The following is an 11246-nucleotide window of genomic DNA, read 5'->3' as shown; positions in this document are numbered from 1 at the left end:
TAAGATTTTTTTTATAGTCATGAAAAATATTTTACCATAAATCCTAGACTTTTAAAGTCTGGGATTTATTTTTTTCATCAAAAAGGAGCTTCACACTAATTATTTAGTGCGACAGCCCCATTATTAAAACATCTATAGAATATATACAGAAATGTTAGTAATGTATTTATGATGATAATTTTTTTGAGTAAAAAGGAGTTTTTGAGGGGGAAGGGTATTGATTAAGTTTATAGATTTATTTATAGGTATTTTAATACTTATTTATACAATTGCTATAAATATAATTTATGGAAAGATAAGTTTTAGTGAAGTTTTTTATGGTATAGGAATTTTATTTATTATTTTTCATTTTATAAAAATAAGATTAAAGAAAAATAAAATTGCTAAAAAAATTAATAGCATAATAAAATATTTAAATCTTTTAGCTTTAGCAGCATTTATTATTATTGAAGCTATTATTATAATTTTTCCTAAAAATGATGCTTCTTATTCTGATTATGTAATAGTATTAGGGGCAGGTCTTAAGGGCGAAGGGATAACATTGACTTTAAGGAATAGACTAGATAAAACTATAGAATATCTTGAAAAGCAAGAAAAAGAGTGTAAAATAATAGTTTCAGGGGGACAGGGAAAGGGAGAAGATATTTCTGAAGCTGAGGCTATGAAAAAATATTTAATTGAAAAAGGTGTAGAAGAAGAATTAATAATAATGGAAGATAAATCTACTAACACTAAGGAAAACTTAACTTTTTCTAAAGACATAATTGAAAAAATAGAAGGAAAATATATAAAAAATAACAAAGTAACGATTATAACAACAGATTTTCACGCTTTTAGAAGTAATATGCTTGCAAAGCATTTAGAATATAAAAACATAAGTTTTTACACTAGTAAAACAGAAAGTTTATTAGTACCTATACAATATTTTAGGGAAGCCTTAGCAGTTATAAAATCATTTATAATTGATATAAAATTATCTTAAATGCAAAAAATATCCAAAGGAAATCGAATAATTTTATTGAATATATAACTTTATTGGATTACATTGTTTTAATATTTACAATAATAGATGGAGGAACAAATGGCTAAAATTACTGAAAGTTCAATAATAATTAAGGATTACTTTAACAACATATTTATTATCAGGAAAAAAACTAAAAGGAATGAACCTAAACTTTGGTATCTTGTAGGCAGAACCCTAAGAGGAAAAGAAGATGGGGAAAAATGCATTAACAGAGCAGTAAAAGAAGATTTAAAAACAATAATTTTCAATTTAGAAACTGTTGGAGAAGTAAAAATTTCTGAAGAAGAAACTTGTTTACTTTATTCAGGGGAAATTCAAGAACGTCCATCATTTGGAAAAGATATAGTAGAAAGCAGATGGATAAGTGAAAGAGAAATAGATGATTATGAATTTGCACCTAAGGAAAAGGAAAAAATATTATATTTCTTAAAAAATAAGGCCAATTAATATGGCTTTATTTTTTTATTTTATCTATTGATAGCATAAAAGTGTAGATTTATGATATAATAGAAAAGAATGGTATATTCATTTAAATGTAGAGAATTCTTATTTATTTGTTTATGCCATTTAGTTAAAAATTTAATAAATTGCTGATCTAACAAAAAAGAGTATTCTGATTTGAAAGAGAAGAGATTAAATATATTAATAATAAAGATTATATTAAATAAACTAATTTATTAAGATTAGTTTAATAGCTATGCAATATTTTGGAATAAATTGTAATTTTTTATATTAATATAAAAGTCTATTTTCTTTTAAATCAGTTTTAAAAGGAAATAGGCTTTTTTTATTTACTTAAATTAAAAGGAGTAGTTAAGATGAAAATTGCAGTCATAAGTGCCATTTTGGAAGAACCAACAAAATGTAATGCAAAATTTAATGAAGTTATAGGTGCCTTTAGAGGAAAAATAAAAGGCCGAATGGGAATTCCATTGGAACAAGAAGTATCAGTTGTTTCTATAGTAGTTACAGGAGAATTAAATGATATAAACAGCTTAACAGGTAAACTTGGAAATATAGAGGGGGTAACAGTAAAAACTGCTATAGCAAAAAAGGAGGTGTAAATATTAAACTAAAAAACAATTTTAAGATTTAGGGGGATAAAAATGATAGTTAAGGAGATTATTGATAAGCTTTACTTAGAAAATAATGCAACTAGGGAAGAGCTGAATTTCTTGCTAGACAATTTAACGGTGGAGGATAAAAAGTACTTAATTCAAAAAGCTCATGAAACAAGGTTGAGAACTTATGGTGATAAAGTTTATCTAAGAGGGCTTATAGAATTTACAAACTATTGTAAAAGAAATTGTGTTTACTGTGGTATAAGAAGGGCTAATAAGAATGCTGATAGATATAGATTGACTTTAGAAGAAATCGAAGAATGTGTTGATATTGGAGACAGATTAGGATATAAGACCTATGTTCTTCAAGGTGGAGAAGATGATTATTATACAGATGAAAGAATGATAGAAATAATAAAGATGATAAAGAGAAAATATCCTAATAATGCTATAACTTTATCTTTAGGAGAAAGAAGCTATGAATCCTATAAAAAAATGTTTGAAGCAGGTGCTGATAGATATTTATTAAGACATGAAACAGCAACAAAGGAGTTATATGAAAAGCTTCATCCAGGAGCAAGCTTTGAAAATAGAAGACAGTGCTTAAGAAATCTTAAAGAGATTGGATATCAAGTAGGAGCAGGCTTTATGGTTGGACTTCCAGGTCAAACTAATAAAGATTTGGTAAATGATCTAATTTTTGTAAAAGAATTAGAACCAGCGATGGTTGGTTTAGGGCCTTTTATACCTCATAAAGATACGCCTTTAAAGGATGAAAAAGGTGGTTCTTTAGAAATGACGACAACAATGTTAGCTTTAGTTAGATTACTTTTACCAGATGTACTTCTGCCAGCAACTACTGCTCTTGGAAGTATAGATCCAACTGGAAGGGAAAAAGGCATAAAAGCTGGAGGAAATGTAGTAATGCCTAATCTTTCTCCAACATCAGTTAGAGATAAATATTCCTTATATGATGGAAAGATATGTACTGGTGATGAAGCAGCAGAATGTAGAAACTGCATAGAAAGAAGAATAAATGGGGCTGGGTTTAAGGTAGAAGTGACAAGAGGAGACAATGTTGCTTGGAGCCGTAAGCATAAGGGATTATTTATAGAAGAAGTTGACAAGAAAATAAAGACAGAAAATATTTTTCTAAGTTAAATAACAATTTAAAATTATTTTATATAAAAAATTATTGATAGAGGTGTTTTTATGTTTATTGATCATGAATATATTGAAAGAATTTTAGAAGAAGCTAAGAATGCAAGCAGAAAGGATATTCTTAATGTATTAGAAAGAGCTAAGAAAAGAGAAGGTTTATCTTATGAAGATATAGCTATTTTACTACAAGCAGAAGAAAAGGAAGATTTAGATGAAATTTTTAAATTAGCAGGAGAAATAAAAGAATCAATATATGGCAAAAGAATTGTAATTTTTGCTCCTTTATATGTAAGTGACTACTGTGTAAATAATTGTGCTTACTGTGGTTATAAAAGAAATAATAAGTTCCCAAGAAGAAAATTAACAATGGAAGAAGTAGCTGAAGAAGTAAGAATTCTTGAAAGGATGGGACATAAGAGACTTGCCCTTGAACTTGGAGAGGATCCAGAGAATGCACCAATTGAGTATGTTCTAGAATGTCTAGATACTATTTATAAAACTCAAAGTGATAATGGGGAAATAAGAAGAGTAAATGTTAATATTGCAGCTACTACAGAAGAAGAATATAGAATGTTAAAGGAAGCTAAAATAGGAACTTATATACTATTCCAAGAAACTTATCATAAGCCAACTTATGATAAAATGCATCCACATTCAATAAAAGGAGATTATAATTATCATTTAACAGCTTTTGATAGAGCAATGAGAGCCGGAATAGATGATGTTGGTGGAGGAGTTTTATTTGGACTAGCTGATCCTAAATTCGAAGTTTTAGGACTTATGATGCATAATAAACATTTAGAAGATACTTTTGGAGTTGGTTTCCATACTATTTCAATGCCAAGACTTAAAAAAGCCGAAGGAATGACCTTAAAGCAATTCCCACATTTGGTAGATGATGAAATGTTTAAGAAATTAGTTGCGATAATAAGAATTGCTGTTCCATTTACAGGAATAATAATGTCTACAAGGGAAACTGCAGAAATGAGAAGGGAATTATTAAAATATGGGGTATCCCAAATAAGTGCAGGTTCAAGTACTGGTGTTGGAGGTTATAAAGAAAGGGAAGAACATGGAGCGGATATAGCTCAGTTTGAATTATCAGATGAAAGAACTCCAAAAGAAGTTATTAAGTCAGTATTAGATGATGGCTATATACCAAGTTACTGTACAGCTTGTTACAGAAGAGGAAGAACTGGTGAAAAATTCATGAAGCTTGCAAAATCAGGTGAAATTCAAAATATGTGTGAACCTAATGCCATGACTACCTTATTAGAATTTGCTATAGATTATGGTGATAAGGAAATATTAGAAAAGGCAGAAAAAGTTATAAATACAGAAATGGAAAAAATAAAAAGAGAAGACATTAAAAATGCTCTTAAAAAGAATCTAGAAAAATTAAGAGCTGGTGAAAGAGATTTATATTTATAAAAAGGGAGAGAGAGAATGAATACTACACCAAACGCAAATAGAAAGCATATTGCTGTTTACGGAAAAACAAATGCAGGAAAGTCTTCATTAATAAATAAGTTTTTAGGACAAGAGATATCTTTGGTTTCAGAAAAAGAAGGAACCACTACAGATCCAGTGCAAAAAGCTATGGAACTTATTCCAGTAGGACCTGTATTAATGATAGATACTGCGGGCTTTGGGGATAAAAGTGAACTTGGAGAAGCTAGAGTTAAAAAGACCTTAGATATAATGAAAAGAACAGACTTAGCAATTTATATGTTTGATATAAAAGATATAGATATAAATGCTTTTAAAGAAGCAAAAAGAAATTTTAAAAAATACAATATTCCCTTTATAGTTGTTATAAATAAAATTGATGAAGCTAAGGATGATGAAATAGAAGAGGCTAAGAAATTATTTGAAGATGCCTTATTTATATCTTCTTATACAGGTGAAGGAGTAGAAAATCTTAGAAATAGGGTTATAGACATTCTAAAAGAGGGGGAAGAAGAACTTCCTCTTTTGGGAGATCTATTACCATACAATAGTAAAGTAGTTATGGTTGTCCCTATAGATTCAGAAGCACCTAAAGGAAGAATAATACTTCCTCAAGTCCAATGTATAAGGGATTGCTTAGATCATGGAATAAAGAGTTATGTTGTTAGGGATACGGAGCTTTCTAGTGCTTTAGAAGATTTAAAAGGTGTAGACCTTGTGGTTACAGATTCTCAAGCATTTAAAGAAGTAGATAAAATAGTTCCAAAAGAAATTAAATTAACAAGTTTTTCAATGTTGTTTGCAAGGCAAAAGGGAGATTTTGAGGAATTTGTTAAAGGTGCTTTATCAATTAAGAATTTAACTAAGGATTCTAAAATTTTAGTTGCAGAAAGCTGCACTCATAATGTATCTCATCAAGATATAGGAAGAGTAAAAATACCTAAATTACTAAATAATTATGTAGGCTATGAATTAGATTATGAGTATGCTATTTTTCATGATTTCCCTGAAGATATAGAGAAATATGATTTAATAATTCATTGTGGTGCTTGTATGATTAACAGAAAAACTGTTGTAAATAGAGTTAAGATTGCTAAAGAGAAAAGCATTCCTATGACTAATTACGGAATACTATTGGCTCATTTAAATGGAATTTTAGAAAGAAGCTTATCCATTTTTAGAAAATAATTGTCAAAAGGGTATTTATTTTGCACATTAAAAATGTATAATATAGTTATAGAATAATAAGGAGGATTATTATTATGAAAGAACTATTATTAGAAGCAGATAGATGTTTAATGTGCAAAAAACCAAGATGCAGAGAGCATTGTCCAATTGATACACCCATACCTGAGGTAATAGCTCTATTTAAAGAAGGAAAAATGGCTGAAGCAGGAGAAATGCTATTTAAGAATAATCCCTTGACTCAAGTTTGTGGAATTGTATGTCCTCATGATGATCAATGTAAAGGAAATTGTATAAGAGGAATTAAATCTGAGCCAGTAAGATTCTGTGAAATAGAAGCTTATGTATCAAAAGTTTATATTGAAAATACAAAGTTTGAAAAAGAAGCAGATCTTGATAAAATGGTGGCAGTCGTTGGAGGAGGACCAGCAGGCATTACTGTAGCTTTCATATTAGCTCAAAAGGGATATAAAGTTACCATATTTGATGCAAATCCTAAGCTGGGAGGAGTTTTAAGATATGGTATTCCTAAATTTAGATTAGCAAAGGATATACTTGATACCTATGAAGAGAGGCTTGTTGAACTAGGAGTAAGTATTAGGCCTAATACTTTAATAGGTCCTGTAGTAACTCTTGATAGATTGTTTGAGGATGGATATAAGGCTGTATTTATAGGAACGGGAGTTTGGAATCCAAGGGTTTTAAACATTAAAGGTGAATCTTTAGGTAATGTTCATTATGCTATAGATTATTTAAAGACGCCAGAAACTTATAGAATTGGGGAAAGAGTTATTGTCATTGGTGCAGGAGATGTTGGAATGGATGCTGCAAGAACAGCAATAAGAAATGGGGCTAAAGATGTTAGAATTCTCCATTTAAAAGGTATGGATGAAATAACTGCAACCAAATCAGAATTAGAAGGGGCTTTAGCAGATGGAGTTAAAATTGAAACCTATAAGGCTCCAGTGGAACTTACCTTAAAGGGAGTTAAATATAGGGAAACAAATAGTGAAAATAACGAAGAAGTTAAAGAAGGATTTTTAGAATGTGATACAATAATTATTGCTATAAGTCAGGCTCCAAAAAATAATATTGTTGCTAATACTAACGGCTTAGAAACTGATGAGAGAGGTCATATTTTAGCTGATGATGAAGGAAGAACAACTAGAGAAGGAGTTTTCTCTGCTGGAGATGTTGTAATTGGAGCTGCAACAGTAGTTAAGGCTGTTGCTAAATCAAAGCTTGTTGCAGAGGCAATGGATAAATACCTTCAATCACTTGAATGATTAAGCTAATAATGAGCAAAATTCACAGTTAAGAAATTATTTTTTTGACTGTGAATTTTATATTTTTAGAAAAAAGTCTTTACAATGTAACAATGTTACAGCAATATAATACTATATTAGTGAAAAAACTTATATTTATACAGATTAACGTAACAATGTTACATTAGGGGTATTATTATTAAGAATAAAATTAATATTAATGGAATAGGGGATATTGTTGCAGGTGAGTATGCTAATATTGAAATTTCAGGTATAGCAAATATGAAAGGTGATATAAGAGCAGACAGTATTGAAGTTGATGGAGAAAAGTAAAAGCCTTTGGTAATGTAAAAGCTGATGAAATAGAAATAAATGGTCATGTTACTAGTGAGGGAAAAATAGAAGCTAATTTTCTAGATATAAGTGGTTATTTTAAAGCTACTGATTATGTCAGTGGAGAGAAGCTTAAAGTAAACGGACGAATAAAATCTAAGAATATTTCTTTTAAAGATGTTAGTTTAGTAGGAGAAATGTTTGTAGAAAATAATTGTGAAGCTGAAGATTTTTATGCTGAAGGAAAGATAAATATTAAGGGATTACTAAGTGTTGATAATATAGAAATAATTCTACAAAGAAGAAGCAATATAACAGAAATAGGAGGAGAAAAGCTATCAGTTAGAAAAGAAGATAAGGGTATTTTCAGTAATCTCTTCTTTAATAGCAGATATATTTTGATAGCAGAAGAAATTGAGGCAGATGAAATATATCTTGAATATACAAAATGTAAAGTTGTAAGAGGAAATAATATTATTATTGGTGAAGGCTGTAATATCGAAAAAATAGAATATAATAACGAATTAGAAGTTAATGAGAAATCAATTGTAAAAGAAAATTGTAAAAAATAGGGGGTTGATAAGAATGAGTGATTTAAGCAGTGTTAAGATATTTGGGAATGGAATACTAAAAAGTGGAGAATTTAATAAGGTTCAAATTTTAGGAGATGTAGATGCAACTGGAGATATTGAATGTAATAAGTTAAGTGTTATTGGAGATTTAAGGATAAAAGGTAGATTAAAATGTGGAGATTTTAAGGTAATGGGAGAATGTACCTTAGAAGAAAGTGCAGAAATAGAGAAGATAAAAATTTTAGGACAAGTTAGAGCGGAAAAGGAAGTAGAAGTTAAATCCAATTTAAAGGTTGTTGGTGAGTTTTATATAACAAATTCATTGAAACTAAAAGAGGGTGATATTGTAGGTCAAGTTATAAATAAAAATAATATTTTCTTTGATAAACTTAAAGTTACAGGAGAATTAAGGAGTATGGGAGATTGCGAAGGAAATGTGTTTTTTAGTGGAGGCAGATTAGATATTTCAGGCCTATTATCAGCTGACAAAATAGAAATTGTGCCAAAAGGAAATAGTATAATAAATGAAATTGGCGGCAGCGAAATATGTATTAGAAAAAATAAGTATTGGGAAAGCTCCAGCGGTAGAGTTAAAGCAAATCTTATTGAGGGGGATAAGATAACACTTGAAAATACTGATTGTGATATAGTTAGGGGAGAAGAAATTACTATTTTGGGAAACTGCAATATAAAAAGAGTAGAATATACTAAAACAATATCAATTGATAAAAATAGTAAAGTAGGCGAAGAACTATGTCAGAACAGTTAATATCAAAAAAAGAATTATTAGAATTAATGGATATATCCTACGGACAATTATATAGGTGGAAAAGAAAAAAATTAATTCCTGAGGAATGGTTTATAAGAAAAAGTGTTTCTACAGGTCAGGAGACTTATTTCCCTAAAGATAAGATAATTGAAAGAATACAAACAATTATTGAGCTTAAGGATGAATTGTCTTTGGATGATTTGGCTTATAGATTTTCTAATAATAAAAAGGATATAAAACTTACAAGGGAATATATTAAAAATTTCGTATCAGAAGAAATAGTTATAAACTTTGAGAATATTATAGAAGTTGAGAATATATATGGGGAAAATAATATATTTGCATTATTAATATTTAAAAATTTAATTGAGTTGGGAAGTTTAAGCTTAGCAGAAATAAGGGAAATAACAATTTTAGCTAACAAAGATTATGAAAAAATTGATAATAGAGACTATTATCTTGTAATTAAAAGAAAGCTTGGAGTTTGTTATTATTACATTATTTTAGATAATATTAGTTTATTTAATGAAGATAATGCTGTAGAATTGGCGAAGATTAACCTTAACTCAATAATAGAAGAAATTAAAAAATTAGGGCTCTAGACCTTATATCTATTACAGGGGGTATTTATCATATGAATAATAGTTGGAAAAAGAATATTGCACTTTTTTTGGGAAGTCAGACAATATTCTTATTTGGATCAGCATTAGTTCAATATGCCATAACTTGGTATATTACATTAGAAACACAATCGGGCATAATGATGACAATATCAATTATTTGTGGTTTCTTGCCTACATTTTTTATTTCTCCTTTTGGAGGAGTATGGGCAGATAGGTATAATAGAAAATTATTAATTATATTAGCAGATTCGATGATAGCACTATCAACATTAATCCTTGCAATATTATTCTTATTAGGAAATACTTCTGTATGGCTGCTTTTTATAGCATCTGTAGTAAGGGCGTTAGGATCAGGAATTCAAACTCCAGCTATTGGAGCTCTTTTTCCTCAGATAGTTCCAGAGGATAAGCTCACAAAGGTAAATTCAATTGATAGAACAATAAATTCCTTTGTTACTATAGTTTCACCTATAATTAGAGGTTGACTTTTATCAATGTCAAATATAGAAATAATTTTTTTTATTGATGTAATAACGGCACTAATAGGAATATCAATTTTAGTTATTTTTGTGAAGATACCAATTCATTCAAGAGCTTTAGAAAAAAATAATACAAGTTATTTTAATGATTTGAAGGAAGGAATAGAATATATAAAAAATCATTCTTTTATAAAGAAATTTTTCTTATATGCTATAGTATTTTATTTTCTGTCAACTCCGGTGTTTTTTTTAACGACTTTGCAGGTAACAAGAAATTTTGGGGAAGAAATCTGGCGACTTACTATCCTTGAAGTTATTTTTTCTGTTGGAATGATGCTTGGAGGAATATTTATGGCCTTTTGGGAAGGTTTTAAAAATAAGACTCATACAATGGTATTGGGCTTTTCTATAGTTGCAATATCTATTTTTGCTCTTGGAGTTACAACAATATTTTGCATATACCTGTTTTTTATTGCTATCATAGGCTTTTCAATACTTGTATTTGATACTCCTGCTACTGTTTTACTTCAGCAAAAGGTTGAAGAGGAGTTTTTAGGAAGAATATTTGGAGTTTTAAGAATGATATCAAGTATTATTCTACCATTAGGAATGTCTGTATTTGGGCCAATGGCAGATGTTATTAGTATAGATTTACTTCTTATTATAAGTGGAATTCTTATGATGTTTTTAAGTTTATTTATGTCAAGAAGTAAGGAATTAATTGAAGCAGGAAGTCAAATAAAGAATTAAAAAATATTATTATATTAAAAGAGCTTAATTTTATAAGCTCTTTTATTTTTGAAGGATAAATGAAAAATCTAAAAGTTTATTATATAATTATTATGAAAAGGGTTAAAATTGGGAGGAAAATATGAAGGATATAGAAGTAGTATTAAGGGAACTAACAGAAGGCACAAATATAAAAATAAGATTAACAGAAATGAATAATTTAGAAATTTTTGATAATCTTCCTTTATCAGCAGTATGTGTTTGTAGGAAAATTAAAATAAACGATAAGTTATTTAAGATTTATTTAGAAAAAGATGATATAAAAATTTTGCCTTTAATTGAATATATATTAAATAAATCCTATTTTGAAGATAATATTATAGAAAGAATTTTAGAAGAAAAAGTACAATGGCCTACAATTGATAAAACTTCTATAGGGAAATCTGGCAAAATGATACTTATAGAAAGTGAAAAAATAAATGAAGTATTGGAGATAGTAAGGGCAACTCATTTAGATGAAAAAATATATATTGGAAAAGTATATTCATCTTCATATTCTATGTTCCCTATAATAATTATCCTGTCATATACTTTTC

10 protein-coding genes and 2 pseudogenes are annotated in these 11246 nt (G+C 28.6%); all 12 read left to right on the top strand.

Annotated features, from left to right (window positions below):
- Positions 1-217 precede the first annotated feature (217 nt).
- Positions 218-982: a YdcF family protein gene (locus KQI16_RS11150; protein ID WP_216434479.1), complete on the top strand. Its 765-nt coding sequence runs from the start codon at positions 218-220 to the stop codon at positions 980-982.
- A gap of 99 nt (positions 983-1081) precedes the next feature.
- A complete protein-coding gene (locus KQI16_RS11145; RefSeq protein ID WP_216434478.1) occupies positions 1082-1471 on the top strand; it encodes a hypothetical protein in 390 nt (129 codons plus the stop codon).
- Between the two features lie 371 nt (positions 1472-1842).
- Positions 1843-2088, top strand: coding sequence for a TM1266 family iron-only hydrogenase system putative regulator (locus KQI16_RS11140; protein ID WP_216434476.1), 246 nt, complete (start codon positions 1843-1845; stop codon positions 2086-2088).
- Positions 2089-2130: 42 nt separating this feature from the next.
- Entirely contained in the window at positions 2131-3246 is a 1116-nt protein-coding gene (gene hydE / locus KQI16_RS11135) for a [FeFe] hydrogenase H-cluster radical SAM maturase HydE (RefSeq protein ID WP_216434474.1), read from the top strand.
- A 51-nt stretch (positions 3247-3297) separates the two neighbouring features.
- Positions 3298-4677: a [FeFe] hydrogenase H-cluster radical SAM maturase HydG gene (hydG, locus tag KQI16_RS11130; protein WP_216434472.1), complete on the top strand. Its 1380-nt coding sequence runs from the start codon at positions 3298-3300 to the stop codon at positions 4675-4677.
- 15 nt (positions 4678-4692) lie between these two features.
- Positions 4693-5883 carry a [FeFe] hydrogenase H-cluster maturation GTPase HydF gene (gene hydF / locus KQI16_RS11125; protein ID WP_216434469.1) on the top strand — a complete coding sequence of 397 codons (1191 nt, stop codon included), beginning with the start codon at positions 4693-4695 and terminating at the stop codon, positions 5881-5883.
- A gap of 74 nt (positions 5884-5957) precedes the next feature.
- Complete coding sequence (locus tag KQI16_RS11120) at positions 5958-7166, top strand: NAD(P)-dependent oxidoreductase (protein WP_216434468.1); 1209 nt, start codon at positions 5958-5960, stop codon at positions 7164-7166.
- Between the two features lie 509 nt (positions 7167-7675).
- Positions 7676-8050, top strand: coding sequence for a hypothetical protein (locus KQI16_RS11115; protein WP_216434466.1), 375 nt, complete (start codon positions 7676-7678; stop codon positions 8048-8050).
- Positions 8051-8063: 13 nt separating this feature from the next.
- Positions 8064-8819 carry a hypothetical protein gene (locus tag KQI16_RS11110; protein WP_216434464.1) on the top strand — a complete coding sequence of 252 codons (756 nt, stop codon included), beginning with the start codon at positions 8064-8066 and terminating at the stop codon, positions 8817-8819.
- Positions 8804-9421 carry a DUF4004 family protein gene (locus KQI16_RS11105; protein WP_216434462.1) on the top strand — a complete coding sequence of 206 codons (618 nt, stop codon included), beginning with the start codon at positions 8804-8806 and terminating at the stop codon, positions 9419-9421. The genes KQI16_RS11110 and KQI16_RS11105 overlap by 16 nt, the downstream gene beginning before the upstream one ends.
- 32 nt (positions 9422-9453) lie before the next feature.
- A pseudogene (locus tag KQI16_RS11100) lies at positions 9454-10671 on the top strand (MFS transporter).
- Between the two features lie 121 nt (positions 10672-10792).
- Positions 10793-11246 (top strand): annotated as a pseudogene (locus tag KQI16_RS11095) (hypothetical protein); the annotation flags it as partial.

Source organism: Caproiciproducens sp. MSJ-32, assembly GCF_018918055.1.
GTDB lineage: Bacteria > Bacillota > Clostridia > Clostridiales > Clostridiaceae > Clostridium.
This window is presented reverse-complemented; position numbering and strand designations above follow the sequence as displayed.

Excerpts from the sequence above, each read along its gene's own strand:
- KQI16_RS11115 (WP_216434466.1), top strand. The coding sequence starts at position 7,676 with ATGTTTGTAGAAAATAATTGTGAAGCTGAAGATTTTTATGCTGAAGGA.
- KQI16_RS11120 (WP_216434468.1), top strand. The coding sequence starts at position 5,958 with ATGAAAGAACTATTATTAGAAGCAGATAGATGTTTAATGTGCAAAAAA.
- KQI16_RS11140 (WP_216434476.1), top strand. The coding sequence starts at position 1,843 with ATGAAAATTGCAGTCATAAGTGCCATTTTGGAAGAACCAACAAAATGT.
- KQI16_RS11105 (WP_216434462.1), top strand. The coding sequence starts at position 8,804 with ATGTCAGAACAGTTAATATCAAAAAAAGAATTATTAGAATTAATGGAT.
- KQI16_RS11110 (WP_216434464.1), top strand. The coding sequence starts at position 8,064 with ATGAGTGATTTAAGCAGTGTTAAGATATTTGGGAATGGAATACTAAAA.
- KQI16_RS11145 (WP_216434478.1), top strand. The coding sequence starts at position 1,082 with ATGGCTAAAATTACTGAAAGTTCAATAATAATTAAGGATTACTTTAAC.
- hydG (WP_216434472.1), top strand. The coding sequence starts at position 3,298 with ATGTTTATTGATCATGAATATATTGAAAGAATTTTAGAAGAAGCTAAG.
- hydF (WP_216434469.1), top strand. The coding sequence starts at position 4,693 with ATGAATACTACACCAAACGCAAATAGAAAGCATATTGCTGTTTACGGA.
- hydE (WP_216434474.1), top strand. The coding sequence starts at position 2,131 with ATGATAGTTAAGGAGATTATTGATAAGCTTTACTTAGAAAATAATGCA.